This is a genomic window from Spiroplasma endosymbiont of Phyllotreta cruciferae (genome assembly GCF_918697755.1).
Genome location: NZ_OU953854.1, coordinates 279,127 through 298,626, shown reverse-complemented (window position 1 = coordinate 298,626; position 19,500 = coordinate 279,127). Strand labels below are relative to the sequence as shown.

Sequence of the window (19,500 nt, the reverse complement as noted above, 5' to 3'; positions counted from 1 at the left end):
CCCTAATGTTAAACTGTTAATTTCACGGTTTGAATAACCCGATGCTTTCATTACTGCAATAAATTTTAAAAATGTATTAACAAAAGATTCTGTCATAATATAGACAATAATAACCGCAGTAATAGTTGTAATTACAACAAAAATGACCGATAAAATACTTGAAATTCAAGCAAGTTTTTGGATAACTTGTGCTTTAATAATTAAATAATCGGTGTCACCCAACTCCGCCACTTAACTGACCATTCATAAAGTCAATCATTGAGTAGGAACCATCTGGTGAAGAAAGATTAAAGCGTGTTGTTTGGTCAACTTGATCTTGATACTTACTAAATTTGCCATTAAATCATAATAATGGATTGTCCATTTGTTTTATCATACATTTGACTAATATTTGTGGCAAAACCAAGAATGTTATTAGCTAAAACTTGGTTAACATATGCTCGTGGTTCATCATAGGAATTTTGAATTCCAATGATTTGATATTTAACATTTTTAGTTGTAGTTCCAATTTTTAACAAGCTCTGTCGTAGTGCTTCACGATATCAATTAGTTGGAAAACCACTAGTTAAATCACCAATCCCATTAATCTCCTTATCAAATTTATTATCAAATGGATGAATAATATAGTAATTCCCAGTCGGACTTAGTTTCACTACTTGCTGGTCTTTTTGTGCCGGGTTAGGGTCCAATAATCCCGGTAAAGTTCGTCCTGTTGTAACAGAAGTTGTCGTATTTAAAAATTCTCCTGGTTTAAAGGCGTTAACTGGCAACTTTAACACAAAATTTTTAATATTATAGTAATCTTGCACTGTACCATTTTTACCGGTAAAACCAAAGCGGTTTTGTTTACCAACTGTTAATTTTGTTAAATCAAGTGTAAACGGATTAATATTAATCATCAACAAAACCAGTTGGAAGCTCATATGATCATACTGTAATAGGAACAACACAATCATTTGTATTCTCACAGTACTGTAATTGTTTAGCATTGGTTGTGGTGTTAACGATGTTATTTACTTGTAAATTATATTTACTCTGCGCAGCTTTATTAACAATCATTGGAATCTTATCAGATTTAACATTTAAATTTTTACTATCATCCAATGCTTTTTTAAGTTTTTGATTAGGAAAAATAATTGTTTTATTATTTGCATTAATTCCATATGTTGAAAGACCAAAACTTGAATCTAATATTTTTGCCGTATATTCCGTATAAACATCCTCATTTTTAGGATTATAAGTTGAAGTTCCAAAAGTAAAATTAAATTGTTCTTTTGCTAATTCATTTTTTAATCACATCGCCCTAATTTTTCCAGGCATAATATCACTTGTAGCATATTGAGCACAATAAGTTCAGCGATCAACAATATTTGGATCTGTTGGATGAACTGGTTGTTTTCCGAACGCACGAGGCATTGTTGAACATAATAATGTATCAATTTGATTTCCAATATCAACATTTTGGCCATAACGATTATACATATCATAAAAGGTCCCGATTGATAAACTAGCTCCCTTTCCAACCATAAAATTAAAAATAATCATATTATTTAATTGTTGCGCATATAAGTGCGCATTATCAGCATTAATATCATTTGCTGTTGAAAGTCAATTCCCATTATACATATAATCACTAACTAAAGAGTTTTTTGCAAGTGGATATGCTGGACTATTAGAATACTCTGGACCATTTCAGTCATACATTTCATAGCGACTAAACGGAATGTTACCAACAACATTAGTATAATTATATTCGTTGTTATAATCTAAATTAGAATAATAATCTTTACTAAACTTATTGATTGCGGTTGGAATTAAAGTTGCAAATGTTAATGAAAGACTAGCAATAAAAAATGTTAAGAAGAACCAACTAATCTTTTTAATTGATACTGCCATCATGACAAATCGAAACTTAGTTGTAAATTTTTTGAATGAAAAACGATTACTAATTGAATTAACTAACTTTGAAGTCTTAACATTCTTATTTGGATTTAATAAATCTAATGGACTAATAATTAACTGACGAATTGCTGTTGTCAAAATTGATAAAGCACTAACCACGCCAATTATTCCCAAAACAAATGGCAAACGGAATTAGTGAAAATGAGCAGTTTGTTGGAATAACAAAATAGTTATTAAAAAACACTCATAATTGGAAATTGGAGAACAACACCAATAATTCAACCAAGAGGAACACCAATTCCCGTAACAACAATTGCATGCGCCAAATACGAATTTGCAATTGTTAAACCACTGTAACCGTTTGCTTTTAAAATTCCATTTTCAATTTTTTGCTGGTTAATAATTTTTTTAATTAAAATTACTAAGGTAAAAATTAAAATAATCAAGAAAACTGCTGATAAAACAATGGTAATTGTTCGATAAACACTAATTGCTGTCCCTAACAAACTATAACGAAGATAAACTAATTTTGTTTCATCAAGGCTTTGCAAACCCGGCATTTTTATCATTTGGTTCATTCAGACTTCGAAAATCAGCTGATAAAAATTTTTAAAAGTTGCAACATCTGTATTTTCATCTTTTCCTGTATGTGTAAGATACAAAGTTGAACTTTCATCAATCTCTGCATTTGCAATAATACTTTCTCCCCGATAAATATTTTCAGAAACATAAATAATTCCATCTGTTTTTGGGTCAGGAAAAATATCGGTGTCATAAATTGTTGGATAAATGTTAGCGGGATCACCACCCAATTGCTCCAACAAAGAAATTAGAATTTTCACCAATTTTAATTGAATCCCCAACTTTTAACTTTTGACTACGTGCAAATTGTGGTGTTATAACAACATAAACATCATTAGTTGGATTAGCGGGATCAAATGATGAATATTGTTCAATAATTTTTAATTGATTATACTCTAACAATGGTTGTCAATTAATTATTTTATACTTAATATTAGAAACTAAATCTCAATATTCATATTCTTCACGCAATTGGTGTGAAAAATTAGAAACTTTTGCAACTAAAGCATAATAAGATTTTGTAAAACCATCGGGTCCATATGGTTGATTTTTAAAAAGATTATTCTTATTATTTTGGTTATAAAAATCATTAACACTAAAAACAGCATTCCCAACATTGTTATTATATCCAACATCAAGATTATTATTGGTAGTTGGTGAATAATAAAGATTAATTTTAATTAAAGATTGTGATGTATCTTTTGTTAAAAAACTTAAATCGCCATTTAATCCGTTAGTAAATAATTGTTGTTCAATATCTTCTCTTTTTGGAATATTAAGTGGATCACCTTGTTGCAAATTAACATCCTTATTTCATTGTTTCGTTCCAGTATTAACAAAGTTAAGAACTGCTTGTTTTAATTTTGTTGAACCCTCACTTTTAGGATTAATAAATTTTTGATTTAAATAATCAATAATTAAATTTACTGTATTTTGAGAAATATCACTATGTGTAAAATTATTCATAAATGCTTCAATTAAACCTAAATTATTAGGATCAAAAAGATTACCGTTTTGATCATATAATTGTCCAATTAAAGATTTCTGAAAAAACTTCACTTTGATAATTAAAACGATATAAGCCATTATTTAAAAAAACAGGTGCTCTATAATCTAAGTTCTTAAATTCAATACTACTAACCTTATTTGTTGATGCATAATTAAATGTAACTTCAACATCGTTATCATCTATTGCTTTTAAGGCTCCGTCTAAGCCAAGATGCACATATGGTAACGTTGTTTTTTCACCATTAACATCAGTGATTAAATGATAATCATTACTAAAAACAAATCAGGGTGTAATTGTTTCAACGTTAGACCCTGTTTTCTTTTTACCATTAAACTTTAATAAATAATCATAGTTAAAAGTTCCTTGTCCCATAAATGAATATGCATCCGTTAACCGAGTGTTAACAATTCATAATGAAGTGGCTAACAATGTTAAAAGAGCAGATAATACTATAAAAATAGTTAACTGTGCTTTTTGTTTAAACATACTTTTTAATGTTTGCCAAAATAACAGCATTTTTTAACCTCTCCCTCTTTCGTTTAACTACTAATAGTAGCGTGTATTGTTATAGTATCAGGCAAAATCACTTAATAAATATGAATTCTTTGTCAAATCATCTTTAATTCCTGGATTGTATAAAAAGCGGGCCTGATTATCAAATTCAACAACATAACTATATTTAATATTTTCACTATTTTCTAAATAAGTATCCCCTAACCCATCATAATCAAATCAGTCTTGGTCAGCTCATGTTTGCCCTTCGGGAGCAATATTATGACGTTTTGTTGGGATCATTTTGTTGTGCAACATATTCTGGTGAATTTCCTGACGCTGGATCACTATATCCTAACGGTTTCGTATGACGAGCTAACTTGGTTGAAGCGTCTTTTGGACCGTAATAGTCTAACTGATATCTAACTCCCGTTACGCGTCCGTCAGTTATTACTGCCCCTAATGTTTTTCCATCAGCACCTTTACCAGAAGCTGTAATATATCATTTTCGATCCAAAAAGATATTATCAAATCAATCATCAGCCATAACTTGATTAATTTGGTTTGTTAGTACTCCAATATAACCATTTTGCGAATCTAAAATTTGAGTAATAAATTTATGCATGGCTTCATGGTCGGGATAAGTGTTATTCCCCCCACGTGATCAAGTATTAATCATATCAAATAATGACCCTGATTTATATTGATTTGTTTGTTCATCAAAACCATAGTTCTCTAAAATAAATTTAGCATATTCACTTTTTTTATCAACAGCCATTAAATCATCACTATAACCAGCTTTCTCAGGACCTTTATTGTAAACATCATCAATCTTCTGAACATTTTCAACATTTAAATTATAATGTCCCTTATCATCACTAGTATAGAATCAGTTTGCAAATCCAGCAACACCTTTTAATAAATTAAACATATTAAAATTGCTTGAATTTAACATTTGTAATAATGTTCGCATTAAGGCAACAACAGTGTCTTCTGAAAACAATCCTATTATCTTTTGTAATCCTTCAAGACCTTTGTAAACTGTTTTTGACATTACTGTATTAAATTTTTTTATATCAAATTTTGAGCCTTCTTTTGCTAAAGCTGCTGTGAATCAATTACCTAATACTGAGTATCATTTTAAAAAGGCATTTTTGTGATCTTTATTACTACTTGTTAAATCCAAATATTGTGGTGATTGGCTTGTAATAACTTTCATTGCTGTTCTCATAACAGGACTTGATAAAATATCATATAAATTCATATTTTCAATCGTTTTAGTAGGATTATCAACCTCACCATCACTTTGTGCTTCAACTTTTAGAATTGTATTATCAATCGTATCACGATCAAATACTTCTAACAATGGACTACCATCTTTAACTTTTCCAGTACTAGAATCAAATAATTTACCTTTAATGGTATTTAAAATAACAAAAGGAGCAGCTAAGAAAATCCCTGCCGTTTTTTCACCATAACGATTAGTTTGAACAATTGGCAATAATTGTGCTAAAGAATATGAAACTGGTAATTCTAAACCTGGTCCAAATCGCCCTAACATTGTAATTGCTTCATCAAAATATTTTAAACCAAACAAGTCATATAACGAACTTGACTGGTTCGCGATTGCTTTTCCAAATTCAGTTTCTATTCCACCATTTTTATATGAAAGTTCTGATGTAGTTGGTGGATTACTCAAGGAATTATGATACATAATATTTGACGCATATGGTCCTGTTGATGAATCATAATAATTACTTCATCCTTTGGTTCTCTGAATATAAGCCTTAACTGAATCTGACTTTTGTGATAAGATGTTTGCTAACGCCCCAGTATCATATTGAGCCCATCCTAAATTTTGATTTACTTCAAATTCAGGATAACGATTAGTTTTCGGGTCTTTATCTTTATTGGGGTGTCCTTCATTTTCTTTCGTGTTTCATTTTGCAAAATTTGTCATTGCAACAAGAGAAGACATTAAATTATAATTATTTCGCTCTGGCTCATAACTTGTATTTCTTGCACTTCAAGGATTATAAAAAATATTATTTAATTTCTTATATTCTTCAACATAATCTTTGATTTGAACTTCTTTTCCACTTTTTGTTTTAAAAGTACCTTTTAAATTTTCCCCAATATTATTTAAAAAATATTGTAAAGTTGGAAAAGCATATGTATTCATATTCTCATGACGTGAAGCAATTAAAATTTTTGCAATTGTACTAGTATATTTAACCTGATTTCTAATTGTTGGATCAATTTTATTAATTTCGCTATCAAAATAATCATTATTTATTCCTGCTTTTCCTTTTGAACAAGCATCTACACTAAAAACGCTTGTTGATGTTAATGTTGTTACTCCTAAAATAGAAAGTAATTTTTTCATTTTTATTCACTCCTTTTTATTGAATTGTTACAATTATTAAAATAATAAATTTATTAAAAATTAATATAAAAGATTAAATTGTTAGAACCTGCTTATAACCATTAAGAATAATTGTTGTGTATTTAATTGTTTTATTCATTATTAAAGTATCATTTTTAATTGCCAATACAAAAAACTTTAAATTCTCTTCACTTTGTTTTTCATTTTGAACCTCTGAATCGTTACTTTTCATCAGCACAACATGTCAACCTCAAATTCAAAGTAAAATAAATATAAATATATTGCTAAAAATTGTTGACAATTTAATATCTTTTGTATTTTCAATAAATTGAAAATTTAAAATTAAGATTAATAAAATTAAAATAAAACCAAAAAACAAACGACGAAAAATTTGTTTTAACTCTGTTGTATTGTTATTAATAATGATAGTACCAATTAAGGCTACATACGAAAACACTCATAATATTAAATAAAATAAATGGTGTTTTGTTTTCACTATTGTTTGAAGAATTAAGATAAAAATAATTGGGGCGAAAGCGACTAAGAATAAAACAGCAATAATCTTATTAAAAATTACAATAATATCAAAATATTTTGTTTTTGAAATAATAAAAAAATAATACCAAACTAGAAAAAATAATATTCAATAAAACAAGTGTTGACCCCGATACTCAAACTAGATAAAACTGTGTAAGGATATTAAGAACACTTAAAATTAGAATATTACTAATAAAAGTAATAATAAAAGTAATAATTTCAATTCTATTAAAACTATTATTAAGAGTTTTAAGAGATTTTGCTTTTAAAAAAGTAATACGAATAAAAATGCTAATACTGAAACAAATAAAAATTCAAAATGCTATTGATGAAAAAATATTATTCATTAATGTAATAAATTTATAAAATTTACTATTAAATAAAAAATCTATTAACATTTCTATCGCCCCCATTTATACATAATATAATTTTACAAAAAAAAAAAAAAAAAAAAAGGGGGGTACCCCCTGCTTTATTTTAATAAAATTAAACTATTTAAGTTCAACTGAAGCACCAGCTGCTACTAATTGTCCTTTAATTTCTTCAGCTTCTTCAGATTTTACTTTTGATTTAATTACTGCTGGTAGTTTATCAACAATTGCTTTCGCTTCCATTAATTCTTTTCCAGTAATTTCTTTTACTAATTTAATAATTGCAACTTTACTTGCTCCTGGATCTGTTAAAACAATATCAAATTCTGAAGGTCCGGCTGCTGCCCCGCCTTCTGCTGGTGCTGCTGCAACTGCTGCAGCAGCAATAACTCCAAAATGATCTTCAATTGCCTTTACTAATTCATTTAATTCTGATAATTTCATTTCTTCTAATGCTTTAATAATATCATCTTTTGATAATGCCATAATATTTTTCCTCCTCGTTAATAATTACATTTTTATAAAATATTGAATAAATTAATTACTCACTTTTCACTTTAGCAATTTCTTTACCTGCTATTACGAACATACGTAATGGGTATAATAAGCTTGATGCAAACATTGCAAGTAATTCGTCTTTTGTTGGTAATAAAGCAATTTCAATAATTGCTTTTGTATCCAAGACTTTACCCTCATAAATTCCGGCTTTTAATTTCAAAGCTGGATGTTTTTTTGCAAATTTTGCCAAAGTTTTTGCGGCAGCCATCTGTTCTCCTACACCAAACACAAAAGCATTAGGACCTGTTAAATATTGATCCAATTCTGCAAACCCCGTTTCTTTGGCAGTCAAGCTCACTAAGTTATTTTTATATATTTTAATGTTTACATCTTCTTTTGTAAGCATTCTTCTTAGTTCTGTAAATTCAGCAACTGTTAATTTTTGATATTCAACAATAACTGCTGAGTTCGCAGTTTTAAAGTTATTAGCAATTTCACTAACAACTGCTGTTTTAATTTTCATTGCTGGCTTCATTTTTCGCCTCCCTATAATAATTCAATAAAACAAAGACAATTAACCAAATAGATTAATTGCCTAAAACATTATTTTAATAATATAAAAACATATAGTTGTTCTATATATCAATAATGCCTCGGCAACATAATTAAGATTTAAGAAAATCCGTTGCTGTCTCTGGTATTTTGATGACTAAGGTACAATACCAATAATTATCATATTATAATTTTGCTCAAAAGTCAAATAAATAATATTATAAGTATATAAAAACTATAAACGTTTAAAACCACTAAATTCTTTAATAATTATTATACTATAAAATAAAAATAATTTTTAAATTAGTACTTATTAAATAACTTTATTATTTTCGCCGGTTCTTTTTATAACGATACTTATTTCATAAATATGTTCCTAAACAAGATAGCCCAACAGTACCAGAAGTACCCAAAAACACATAACCTAAAACCTTCGCAACCACCATATCTTTTTGTTTGACAATTGGATCAGGAACAATTGGGGGATTATACACTCGAAAGATAAAAGGACCTTCATTATTACTAACAAAAATATTATATTTATCATCAACCGCAATCGTTTGAACTTCTCGACCAAATAAATTAGTTTTAATAACTTGGTTTTCTACCTTTTTTAAAAAATAAAAACCATCTAGAAAACTACAATAATAAATATTATCTTTAGCATCAACCGCAATCGAATATATGCTGCGATCCCGCAAATTAATTTCTTTCAACTCATTTGTTTTGGTTTGATAAATATAATTTCCTAAATAAATATTATTAGTCTGGTCAATTGCCATTGCATAAATTAATTCATTTAAATTTTGAATTAATACTAGCGGATCACCTTTACTTTGTTGGTAAGAAAAAAGTCTCGTTTATTAGTTGTAAAATAAACATCATCTTGATGATCAATTATTAACACAAAAACAACATAATCACCTCAATTAACTTTTTCAGCAACAGTTTTCCCTGCTGGCAAATAATAGATTCCAGCGAGTGTTCCTAAATATAAGTTATTCATACTATCTAAAGTAAGCGCAGTGACATCAGCATCAGCAACAAGTCCCTCAATTTGGACAATTGAGACATCGTTTTTATAAATAAAAATATCATTATCTTCTGTTGCAAAATAAATGTTATTATCTTGATCAATTGTTAAAAAAATAACTTTATCATCAATACCTTTAATTTTAGTTGCTTTATTATCACCATTCATTAAAACATAAAGACCATGTGAAGAACCAAAATAAGTTTTTTCCTTACCAAAGATAATTGCATTCCGAAAAATATTTTCAACCCCTTCAATTCTTGTTTGAACATATTGTTTGTTGTAAAGTAAAGATGAAAGTAGTGCAATTAACCCCTATTAATTTGATAATATATCTTTTATTAAAAAATGCAATACTTTTTTGAAAAAAATAATTTTTTTGAATATAAGTTAATATTTCAGCACGCAAAAAAGGAAACTTTGCTACAAATATATAATTCATATTTAAAAAAATTAAATATTAATATTTTGTAAAAATACCTCTTTGTATGATAATCAACTTAAACTCGGTCGTGGCTTTTCATTAATAATTTTCATAACTTTATTAATTTCTTTTTGAGTAATTTGATTAAAATCAGTTCCCTTAGGTAAATATTCTCTAATATCTCTATTTATTCTTTCAACATGGGGTTTTTGAGTTGGTGTTCCAGCGTCACAAAAATAAACATTTGCATTATTAATCTTTTCAATTTCTTTTCATTTACTAAATTCTTTACCTTGATCTGTAATAATTCCTTTTATATTTACTTTGTAAAGTTTATTTTTAAAAATAATTTTAATGGCTTTATTAACCTCTTCTGAATTATGTTGATTTAATTTAAAACAAATAGTATATAAACTCTTTTCTTCGGTAAAAGTTAAACAAGATGATTGATGGTCTTTACCAACAATACAATCCATTTTAAATCAACCAAAAGTACCTTTTTTATGTTGTGATTCTTCAATAAATTTAATATTAGTCAATTGCCCACGATCATCTTTTCTTTTTTTTGTTTTAAATTTTCTACATTTAAATGGTAACCGTTTCTTAATTTCATTATTTTCATCATCAAAAATTTTATATTCAATATATTTATAAAGTGTCACATGCGAAAATGGAAACTTTTCATTATACTTTTTTTCATATTCATAAATAATTAACATTGGTGAATAACTTTTTTTACTTAAAATTTTTCTTACATGATTTACAACTTTTATTCTAATTGTAGTATATTTTATCGATTTTTTTCTTTTATTTTTATAATCTTTATTTGCTTTTTCAGGATCATATTCTTCTTGCGGTCTTTTAGTTTCTAATCTAATTGTATTACGACTTTTATTCATTACTTTTCCTATTTTAGAATAATTAGGTGTACCATTTTTCTTTTTAAATCTTTCGCATTCTAAATATTCTTTTAAATCATATCTTTCTGCTAACTTAAAATGTTTAAATTTTTTCTTTTTCATTTTTATAACCCTTTCTCAAAAATATTTATACATTAAAAATTAAATTTTGTTGACAATTTATTAAAAGATGTTAGGATGATGATGTAATTTAATACAAGTAGGATTTACTAGCCCTTAATCACTTGTTTAAAATTACTAAAAATAGAGACTTGCAATAGAGTGCACCCCAAAAAGTAAGTAAAGTAAAAAAAGACTTTGCTAAACTTTTAAAGGAGGTGCATTTTTATATGGCAAGAAAAGGTCAAAAATATAACAAATATACATCAGAATTTAGAACAAAAATCATTGAGGAAATTAAACAAAAAAGTTGTTGAGTAGTAGCAAAACAATATAATCCAAATGCAAATACAGTAGAATCTTGATGAGCAAATCATAAAAAAGGAAAATTAAACAATCACAAAGGACCTAAAATCTCTTTTGGTAAAAGAGATTTAGAATATTATAAAACAAGGTATGAATTATTAAAAAAGCTCCATGACTTTTACAATTAAGCAAACTAAGAATCGTCTCTTTTATTAAACAAAATTGTCATGAATATTCAATAAAATTATTAATTAGAAGTAACGTGGTTAAAACGTAGTTATTGAGATAAATATAAAAATTATGACAGTAGCAAAAAAAATAAAGAAGCAATAAATGATATTGTAAAAGTCTATGAAGAAAATTTAAAACAATTTGGATATCGAAGAATTACTAAATATTTAAAAGAAGATTATGATATAAAATATAATTCAAAAAAAGTTTTAGGGATTATGCGTTATAATCAAATACAACCTGAATATGTAAGAAAAATGAGAAGAAAAATGAAATATAAACAGAATAAAGAAAAAAGTTTATTGCAATATCCTGATTTAATTAATCGTAAATTCAATGATATAAAAACAAGGTTTTCAGCGCTATATACTGATGTAACATATTTAATTTGAAAAAGAGAAAAATATTATCAATCAACAATTATTGATGGATATACTAAAGAAATAGTTGATGTAAAGTGATCTAAATATAATGACAATAAATTAGTAATATATAATTTAAATGATGCAATTAATAAAATAAAATTAATAAAAAAAGATCTGAATGGAATAATAATTCATTCAGACCACGGATATCATCAATACACATCCGCTATTTATCTCGATAAATGTGTATCTAACGGTATTATAATTTCAATGGGGAAAAATTACCACTGTGCAGATAATATTGTTATAGAAAGTTTTCATTCATTACTTAAGAAAGCTACAATCCATAATAAAATATATAATTCACATGAAGAATATATACAAGATGTTATAAAATGAAATACATGATATTCAAATCGTAAAGAAAAAGATATAATAAAAAATAGTAAATACTTTTTATTAGTACTTACTAAAATGGGTGCAGTCTAATTATTAAGTTGTGTTGTATTAGCAAATAAAGATAAAAAAATATCAATATATGGTTTTAGATTAAATAGTGCTGATACTGCTGAAATGCAACAAGATATTCAAGATGCCTTAGAAAAAGTTGGATTAATCCTTAACCCTACTAAAAAATGGCGTGGTGGTCATTATCAATATAATGATAGGTTTAATAAACCAACTTGAACATTTCCTAATGGTAGTTTTATTAAATTACAAGGTGCTAGAAAAAGTAATTCATCGCAAGTATTAGGTAAAAGAACAGCAAGAGCAATGGGTGCGGACTTATGTATTATTTGACTTGAAGAAGCTAACGAATTTAGTAAATCAGAAAAAGAAGCAATTATGCAAGCAGTTCGTGATTATAAAAAATTAATATTAATTACAAGCACTAACCTTGATAGTATTTATCAAGATCATATAGACTACTTAAATAAATTAATGCCATGTATTGTGTAAATTCAAGCAGCAAATTCTGTCTCTTGTTAATCTGATAATAACATCATTTAAAATAAATGCAACTATTTTTTTAAAAAAAATTAAATTATTTGTAAATTTAATCTATTTTAAGCATATTTAAACACACTGAAAAATAATTTATTAAATTTTTCAAATAAATTTATCTAAAATTCTCTAAAAATACTTCTTTAGCTGTTCTTAAATTCAAACAAGGTCTTAATTTTTCATTCATAACATTAACTACTCAATCTATTTCTTGTTGCGTAACATTATTAAAATCTGTTCCTTTAATATATCGTTTTCTAAATTCACGATTCATTCTTTCAATTAATGGTTTTTGTTTTGGTGAACCTGGATCACAAAAATAAATATTAGAACCAGTAATTTTTTCCATTTCTTCAAACTTACTAAATTCTTTTCCTCTATCAGTTATTATTCCTTTAATTTTTCCAACTAAACCATTAATTCTAACTAATTCTTCAAGTTTTTTTAAAACTTCATTAGCAGTATGTTCTTCTAATTTCATAGCAAAGTATTTTTTGCTTGATTGCTCAACTAATACTAAACAACTAGATTGATGGTCTTTACCAACTACCGTATCCATTTCAAATCAACCAACATTAGTCTCTTTATTTTCAATATCTCAAATTGACCTAAATCTTTCATCTAATTTTCCACGATTATCGGGTCTTTTCTTTGTTCTATTTCTTCTACCACCATTTAATAAATTTTTCTTTAACAAACCCAAAAGACCTAAATAAATTCATTTATAAAATGTTTTAAGACAAGCAGGAAATTTGACACCAAACTTTATTAAAAATCGTTGAATAATTTCTGCTGGTGAATCGTAAAGAATATTAAATCGTAAATTTAAAAATTCTTGTTGTTCGTCTGTAAATGTGGGCAGTTTTTTAATACATTTTTTTCTTTTTTGTTTATAATCTTTTTGTGCTTCAAATGGCATATAATCTTCTACCTTTTTAAATCGATTTATTTCTCTTTTAACGGTATTAATCCCGCGACCGATTTGTCTTGCTATTTCAGATAAGTTAATATTGCCATTTTTCTTTTTACAATTATCAGATAACAATAAATCTTTAAATAAATTTCGTTCATCATATTTTACATGTGTATATTTTTGCATTTTTTCTGTCTCCAATTCTTTTTAAAATATTTATAACATTAAATTAAAAATTATTGACAATTATTTTTATAAGTATATAATTTAAATAATAAACAGTAAGTAAATTCTGTCTCTTAAAGCTGTTTATAAAAAATAAAGTAATTAAGTTTACTTTTTTTTATTTTGATGTAAAATATATATAATAAAAAAAGAACTTGTGAGAGTTCTTTTATACGTTTTATTTACTCTTTTATTTAATCATATTCATTAAATAATAGCAATTTTAATATGCAAAAAGGAGTAAAAAATGAAAGAATTTAATCCAAATAAAGCAAGTTTGGCAACTTTTTATCGTAAAATAGAGCAATTTTGAGAAAATAAATCACCTAATAAACCATATACTTTGAATGATTTAACCAATGAATTCAATCTTTCTCGTAAGTGAAGATATGATACTTATGCGAGCGAAAAGATAGTTCCTTTACTTGAAAAACAAGTTGATAGAATTGAAAGTGAAATAATTAATTTTATGATGAAATCACCTGATGGTGCTAAATTATATTGACAACGAGCATTTAATTATAAATATTCACTGCAAGAAAAAGAACTTGAAAAAGAATTAAACTTAAATAATCAACAAACAATAATTGTTAATTTACAAACGGATATTAGAGATATTAAAAAAGAAAGTGATAATAATGCTTAATCATTTTACTTATTTGTTAGAAACGCCTTATTGGTTATTACAAAATAGTAATGTTGGTAATAAATATCCATTTGCAAAAAAATATGAGCTCGTGAATGAAATTAATCAAATTGGCACACGATATAGTGGTAAAACAATTTCAAATATTAAAATGTTTGGTGAATTATTAAAAATTAGTTTATTAATTAAAGAACCAATTTGTATCATTGCTAGTATGTATTGGAGTAAAGATTTAAAAGATAGTGTATTTCAAAATATATGAAATATGCTAGATGAAAATCATATTCCTTATACTATTAATTTATCAAATTTTACTTTTACTTTATCAAATGGTAGCAAAATATATTGTAAAGGTTTACATTCACCAAGTCGAAAAGAAAAATTAAAAGCCTTTGCTGATTTGAATAAATATAAATTAGTTATTGATTGAAGAGAAGAATGTGATCAATTTCAACAAAAAGATTTAAGTGATTTAGAGTTTGCTATTCGTGGTTATCAAAATAAAATAACAATTAATACCTGTAATCCCGAAAGTTTAAAAAGATATATTGTTGGTTATTGTAATGAATTAATGCCCTTTAATGAAGAACTAATGCGTAGTAAATATGAACAAATTACTTATATAGAAAAATGAAATATGAAAATTATTATTCATTATTCTAGTTGAAGACTTAATTATGAATTACCACAAGATAAAGTTAATGAACAATTAAGATTAGAGCAGTTAGATATTGAAAGAGCAAGGGTTTGGAGTTGAGGTTTACCAGGTAATACTAGTGGGTCAATCTTTGCAAGATATATTGATATTATGCAAGCAACAGATATTATTCAACCAACGAAATTATTAGGTGGTGTTGATATTGCGAATGCTACTAGTCCAAAAGGACATAAAACAGCAGCGAGTTTTTGAATATATAATTCATTTGATAAAAAAGCATATAAAGTCGCAGAATATACTCATTCAAATGCTACACAACAATTTAAAACTGAATTAGAACAAGTTAAAGATATTTTAGAGTTTTACAACAATCAATTAAATCAATATTTTAATTTAATCCAGCAAGGAATTAGTATAAATGTTGATGATAGTGCTTATTCAACATTACAAAGTTTAAACCGAGAAAAATATAATTATTCTTTTGGTCAATATATGACATTTAAACCAGCACAAAAGCAGAAATTTAAAATAAGACATCGTATAGAAGCGTTTACAATGTTAATAAATACTAATCAATTAAAATGATTATGAGAAAAATGCCCTGTAAGTAAAACTCAATATGAATTAATTCAATGAGAAGATAAACCAGATGCCAGAGAAGAAAGAATGTTAGATTTATATGATGATACATTTGATAGTGATTTTTATGCCTTACACTTTGAATTAATACCAATGGTTAAACATAATAGTTCAGAAGATTATAAATTATGACAACAAAGGGAGTGAATAACTTAATGAAAAAAGATATTTATGTAATACATGATGAGCGTGTAATAAATGCAAAAAGACCTTATATGTCTGTTTGTGGACAAGTTAAAAAAAGACTTTGTCAAGAATTAAAAAAAGATAATATCGCAATATGTAAATTAAATTTATATAACGAATATATTAAAAAATACCAAAAAGTTAAAGTATGTGTTCAAGTTTTAGCAAATGAACCAAATTTATTAACAGTAAATATTATTAATTATGCACTTATCTTAAAATTAAAGGAGCAAAATAATCATGAATAATAATACTTTCCCCAGTTTACCAAATTTAAATGATATTAATAGTGTTTTAAAATTTTATAATTATTATTGAACAATTAATTTAGCAAATATTATTGCTCGCCATCAAATGCGATTAGTAAATGGTAAAGATATTTTATTTACATCACACAGTAAAGACATTTTAGAAAAATTAAATTGATGATATGAAACTTATAAAATAAAAGAGAAATTAGATAAGAATGAATTAACAGCAAGTTTAATGGGTAAAACTATTTTTGGTTTATTAGAAACATCAGATGGCAATATTGATTTATGAATTAACCCTTTTAACTTTACATCTCGTGTTAGTAAAATAAACGAAATTGAACAAGGTGCTGATATTTGATTAAATTATCATCAATCAGATAGTGGCTTTATTTTAAATTTAATTTGTACCAAAGATAAAATAGTTATTAAAGGTTGACCCAAAAATAATGAAGTAGTTGTTGGGCAAAGTAAAACACAAATTAAAGATGATGTTAGACCTGTTTTAGTACAAGAATTTAAAAATAAATTAGGCATTGTACCTTTTTGAGAAATGATTAATGAACCTAATCCTTTATTTTTATCTACATCAACTACTTTGAACCCTTGACCTACTATGGCAAATTGTTATAAATTACAATTTGATTTAGAAGATAGTTTTAATATTAAATCAAAAGAAAGATATGCAAATCGTACGCATTGATATGGGATACTAAGTGATGATTTAATGACTGCTTATAACAAAGGTAATAAAAAAGTACTACAAGATGTATTTGATGATATTTTTGTTCAATCAAGTTCATCAACAGTAGATGGTCAATTATCCCAATCTTTACAAGTAGTGCAAGGTACACCAACATTAGAAACATATACCGAAGACCAAAAATCTATTATTGAACAAGTATATTTAGCATGTCATTTTTCTAGTCCATTTGGTGATAAGTCAGATAATGACCAAAATAAAACACAATCATTATTAACTAAAACAAAAGATTTAGAAAAACAAGCATATTTACAATCATATCGTAAACAATATTATACTAAAATGTTTGATACTGTTTTAAAATATTATGGTTTATGAGACGGAAATGGTGAACGACCTTATGGATTTCATTTTGTTAGTGCTAGTTTATTAGACCAAATGCGACAAAATGAATTAATTACAGCTAGATTAGATAATGGCACAATGGAACCAATAAGAGCTATAACTGAATATGATAATATTGATGAATTAGAAGCAACCAAATACTATGAAAAAGTAGAGTCATGACAAGATAAAATGCAAACTAAAGAAATAGAACATAATAATAAATTACTAGAATACGATGAAACTGGTAATAATCAAAATGCCTTACAAGGTAGAACAGAAATTAAGGAGAATTAAAAAATGAGTAGAATTAACCCGGGAGTTATAGAAGAATTAAGAAGACAAGCCCATGATACTTTAATAGATATCAGGGAAAACATAAAAGATAACAGACATTGAATGGTATTTCCTTTTAATGTTTATAGTTCATATATACCTGATACTGAAACAGGATGAAAACCTAATAATGCTAAACCAAGTGATTATGGTAGTTATTCAAGAATATTTGATAATATGGAAAGTACGATTGCTCAATGACAGGGTAGTTTAAAAATAGTACAAAAATATAAAGGTGAAGAAATTAATATATTAACTATTGATGATTTTAATAAACAACCTATTAACTCAACTATATGAGCAAATAATGAGACACCTTTTGCGATAAAATTAAAAGATGAAAATAATAATGTTTATTGAAAATTAATTGATGGTGAAAATATTCATGATATTAATAGAATGTTAGAATACTTAAATCAATATAAATTAAGTTATTTTATTAATGATAATAAAGCTGATAACTTTTATACAAAAGAGGTTAAAGTTGGTAAATATTGAGATGCTTATATGATTGATGATAGAAGTTCAATTCAATTTGGTGAAGCTAAATTTGAACAAGTATTTACTCAGCAATCAACTGAAAGACAATATACTTTATTAATTTTAGATGAAGATATTACTAAATTAAATATTAATGATTATTATAATTTTTATACTGTATTTAATGATCGTGGATTAAATATTGGTGGTGGTGATATTAATTCTGCCCCCCAAGATAGACAATGATTATATCCCTCAAATGTTATTAATTATTATTCACCTTATGATGGCAGTTTTTTATGACAAGAAATTACCTTTTCAAGTATTAATGACAAAATTAGTAATAGTGGTTTATCAGTACGACAATTTATTCAAACATCAGCGCCTGGTGAAGGTTATTGTTTTCCTAAAATAACTTATGATGAAAAATTAAATAAAGGTATTGTTGAATTAGATGAGATTTTATTAAAAGACCCAGGGGTTAGAGCAATGGCAGTTAAATTTTATGGTAATCCGATATTTTTTGATATGCCTGTAATTGGGCGACCAATTATTAAAGGTGAATTTAATAAAAAAGTTATGAATTCAAGGGATTTATTAATGTATAATATGTTTCCTGCTGCTCCAGATAAAATAAATACTTATGCTTCACCTGATGTAAGTTGATATAACATTCAAGGTATTCAACCAACTATGATAACAGGATTTAAAGATTGAAAAGATAGTATGGAAGCAAGATATGATTTTTGAAATCAAAAAAATAGTGAGGGTATTGTTATAACTGACCCAACTACTACATCAGCAACTAATTCTAGTGTTGGTAGAAATATTCATACAGAAGATGATAATTCTAAATTTTATTGATCTAAAAATTGAAATATAACTCCACCTAATAAAATAAAAGTAAATAGTGGTAATGTTGATAATATTATTAGTACTCAAGCTTCATCATATTTTAGAAGAAAAGATGAATTTGGTAATACAGTTGGGCAAGTTCAATTTGAATATAATAAAATGGGGTCTTGTAATGTTTGAGATATTTTAAATGTAAATAATTTTATTAATCGACAAATAACAATATTACCTTTAAACTATACACAAAAATTAGTATTTAATCCTTTTACAATACCTGGTGGAGTTGGTAAATTCTTAAACTTTATTTCATTTGGTATTCCATGAGGATGAGTTATTAATCAAGATGAAAAAACTTGACCTAATTTTCAATGATTAAATGGTTTTATGAGTGCTAATATTTATAGTTTTTATAATGATGCATTTTGGTCTGGAAACTCAAAAGGTAAAGGTTATTTACCGTTTGAAATATTTAGAGAACAAGGCAATGATAAAGTTGGTGCTATCTTTGGAGC

24 protein-coding genes, 1 pseudogene and 1 other annotated feature are annotated in these 19,500 nt (G+C 26.3%); of the genes and pseudogenes, 9 read left to right on the top strand and 16 right to left on the bottom strand.

From position 1 onward, the window contains the following. From NL276_RS01895 to NL276_RS01825, 15 genes are all read right to left on the bottom strand, one after another. Positions 1-222, bottom strand: a 222-nt coding sequence (locus tag NL276_RS01895; RefSeq protein WP_253301761.1) for an FtsX-like permease family protein, incomplete at its 3' end; no start/stop codon positions are given. After that, the gene (locus NL276_RS01890; RefSeq protein ID WP_253301760.1) at positions 194-364 is read right to left on the bottom strand and encodes a hypothetical protein; all 171 of its coding nucleotides are present in this window, start codon (positions 362-364) and stop codon (positions 194-196) included. The genes NL276_RS01895 and NL276_RS01890, both read right to left, overlap by 29 nt. Next, a complete protein-coding gene (locus NL276_RS01885) occupies positions 339-899 on the bottom strand; it encodes a hypothetical protein (protein WP_253301759.1) in 561 nt (186 codons plus the stop codon). The genes NL276_RS01890 and NL276_RS01885 overlap by 26 nt, the downstream gene beginning before the upstream one ends. Then, complete coding sequence (locus NL276_RS01880) at positions 892-2,061, bottom strand: hypothetical protein (RefSeq protein WP_253301758.1); 1,170 nt, start codon at positions 2,059-2,061, stop codon at positions 892-894. The genes NL276_RS01885 and NL276_RS01880 overlap by 8 nt, the downstream gene beginning before the upstream one ends. Before the next feature lie 74 nt (positions 2,062-2,135). Then, positions 2,136-2,723, bottom strand: a complete 588-nt coding sequence (locus NL276_RS01875; RefSeq protein ID WP_253301757.1) for an FtsX-like permease family protein — start codon at positions 2,721-2,723, stop codon at positions 2,136-2,138. After that, positions 2,695-3,450 carry a hypothetical protein gene (locus NL276_RS01870; RefSeq protein ID WP_253301756.1) on the bottom strand — a complete coding sequence of 252 codons (756 nt, stop codon included), beginning with the start codon at positions 3,448-3,450 and terminating at the stop codon, positions 2,695-2,697. The genes NL276_RS01875 and NL276_RS01870 overlap by 29 nt, the downstream gene beginning before the upstream one ends. Before the next feature lie 40 nt (positions 3,451-3,490). Then, a complete protein-coding gene (locus NL276_RS01865; protein ID WP_253301755.1) occupies positions 3,491-4,009 on the bottom strand; it encodes a hypothetical protein in 519 nt (172 codons plus the stop codon). Positions 4,010-4,039: 30 nt separating this feature from the next. Next, positions 4,040-4,288 carry a hypothetical protein gene (locus tag NL276_RS01860; protein WP_253301754.1) on the bottom strand — a complete coding sequence of 83 codons (249 nt, stop codon included), beginning with the start codon at positions 4,286-4,288 and terminating at the stop codon, positions 4,040-4,042. Further along, complete coding sequence (locus NL276_RS01855; RefSeq protein ID WP_253301753.1) at positions 4,266-6,371, bottom strand: lipoprotein; 2,106 nt, start codon at positions 6,369-6,371, stop codon at positions 4,266-4,268. The genes NL276_RS01860 and NL276_RS01855 overlap by 23 nt, the downstream gene beginning before the upstream one ends. Before the next feature lie 73 nt (positions 6,372-6,444). Beyond that, on the bottom strand, positions 6,445-6,828 hold the full coding sequence (locus tag NL276_RS01850; protein WP_253301752.1) for a hypothetical protein: 384 nt from the start codon (positions 6,826-6,828) through the stop codon (positions 6,445-6,447). 571 nt (positions 6,829-7,399) lie between these two features. Next, positions 7,400-7,765 (bottom strand): 50S ribosomal protein L7/L12, encoded by a 366-nt coding sequence (gene rplL, locus NL276_RS01845; protein ID WP_253301751.1) that lies wholly within the window; start codon positions 7,763-7,765, stop codon positions 7,400-7,402. A 55-nt stretch (positions 7,766-7,820) separates the two neighbouring features. After that, positions 7,821-8,312, bottom strand: coding sequence for a 50S ribosomal protein L10 (gene rplJ, locus NL276_RS01840; RefSeq protein ID WP_253301750.1), 492 nt, complete (start codon positions 8,310-8,312; stop codon positions 7,821-7,823). A 73-nt stretch (positions 8,313-8,385) separates the two neighbouring features. Beyond that, positions 8,386-8,493 (bottom strand) — a sequence feature (ribosomal protein L10 leader region). A 162-nt stretch (positions 8,494-8,655) separates the two neighbouring features. Beyond that, positions 8,656-9,111 (bottom strand): hypothetical protein, encoded by a 456-nt coding sequence (locus NL276_RS01835; RefSeq protein WP_253301749.1) that lies wholly within the window; start codon positions 9,109-9,111, stop codon positions 8,656-8,658. A 35-nt stretch (positions 9,112-9,146) separates the two neighbouring features. After that, positions 9,147-9,530: a hypothetical protein gene (locus NL276_RS01830; RefSeq protein ID WP_253301748.1), complete on the bottom strand. Its 384-nt coding sequence runs from the start codon at positions 9,528-9,530 to the stop codon at positions 9,147-9,149. A gap of 285 nt (positions 9,531-9,815) precedes the next feature. Further along, positions 9,816-10,808, bottom strand: coding sequence for an IS30 family transposase (locus NL276_RS01825; protein ID WP_253301747.1), 993 nt, complete (start codon positions 10,806-10,808; stop codon positions 9,816-9,818). 227 nt (positions 10,809-11,035) lie between these two features. Between NL276_RS01825 and NL276_RS01820 the strand changes: the two genes are divergently transcribed. From NL276_RS01820 to NL276_RS01810, 4 genes and pseudogenes are all read left to right on the top strand, one after another. After that, entirely contained in the window at positions 11,036-11,299 is a 264-nt protein-coding gene (locus NL276_RS01820; RefSeq protein WP_253301746.1) for a hypothetical protein, read from the top strand. A gap of 63 nt (positions 11,300-11,362) precedes the next feature. Then, a pseudogene (locus tag NL276_RS05120) lies at positions 11,363-11,587 on the top strand (helix-turn-helix domain-containing protein); the annotation flags it as partial. Between the two features lie 12 nt (positions 11,588-11,599). Next, positions 11,600-12,196 (top strand): DDE-type integrase/transposase/recombinase, encoded by a 597-nt coding sequence (locus NL276_RS01815; RefSeq protein WP_253301745.1) that lies wholly within the window; start codon positions 11,600-11,602, stop codon positions 12,194-12,196. Positions 12,197-12,280: 84 nt separating this feature from the next. Beyond that, complete coding sequence (locus NL276_RS01810) at positions 12,281-12,667, top strand: terminase large subunit domain-containing protein (protein ID WP_253301744.1); 387 nt, start codon at positions 12,281-12,283, stop codon at positions 12,665-12,667. A gap of 160 nt (positions 12,668-12,827) precedes the next feature. On the opposite strand, the gene NL276_RS01805 is transcribed toward NL276_RS01810, so the two are convergent. Continuing rightward, the gene (locus NL276_RS01805) at positions 12,828-13,811 is read right to left on the bottom strand and encodes an IS30 family transposase (protein ID WP_253301743.1); all 984 of its coding nucleotides are present in this window, start codon (positions 13,809-13,811) and stop codon (positions 12,828-12,830) included. Between the two features lie 286 nt (positions 13,812-14,097). On the opposite strand from NL276_RS01805, the gene NL276_RS01800 reads away from it, so the two are divergent. The 5 genes from NL276_RS01800 to NL276_RS01780 form a co-directional block, all read left to right on the top strand. Then, complete coding sequence (locus NL276_RS01800) at positions 14,098-14,496, top strand: hypothetical protein (protein WP_253301742.1); 399 nt, start codon at positions 14,098-14,100, stop codon at positions 14,494-14,496. After that, positions 14,489-15,949: a PBSX family phage terminase large subunit gene (locus NL276_RS01795; protein WP_253301741.1), complete on the top strand. Its 1,461-nt coding sequence runs from the start codon at positions 14,489-14,491 to the stop codon at positions 15,947-15,949. Before NL276_RS01800 ends, NL276_RS01795 begins: the two co-directional genes overlap by 8 nt. Continuing rightward, positions 15,949-16,227, top strand: a complete 279-nt coding sequence (locus NL276_RS01790; protein WP_253301740.1) for a hypothetical protein — start codon at positions 15,949-15,951, stop codon at positions 16,225-16,227. Before NL276_RS01795 ends, NL276_RS01790 begins: the two co-directional genes overlap by 1 nt. Further along, positions 16,220-17,614 (top strand): hypothetical protein, encoded by a 1,395-nt coding sequence (locus tag NL276_RS01785; RefSeq protein WP_253301739.1) that lies wholly within the window; start codon positions 16,220-16,222, stop codon positions 17,612-17,614. Before NL276_RS01790 ends, NL276_RS01785 begins: the two co-directional genes overlap by 8 nt. 3 nt (positions 17,615-17,617) lie before the next feature. Then, positions 17,618-19,500 (top strand): hypothetical protein (locus NL276_RS01780; protein WP_253301738.1); only part of this gene is annotated, 1,883 nt, incomplete at its 3' end.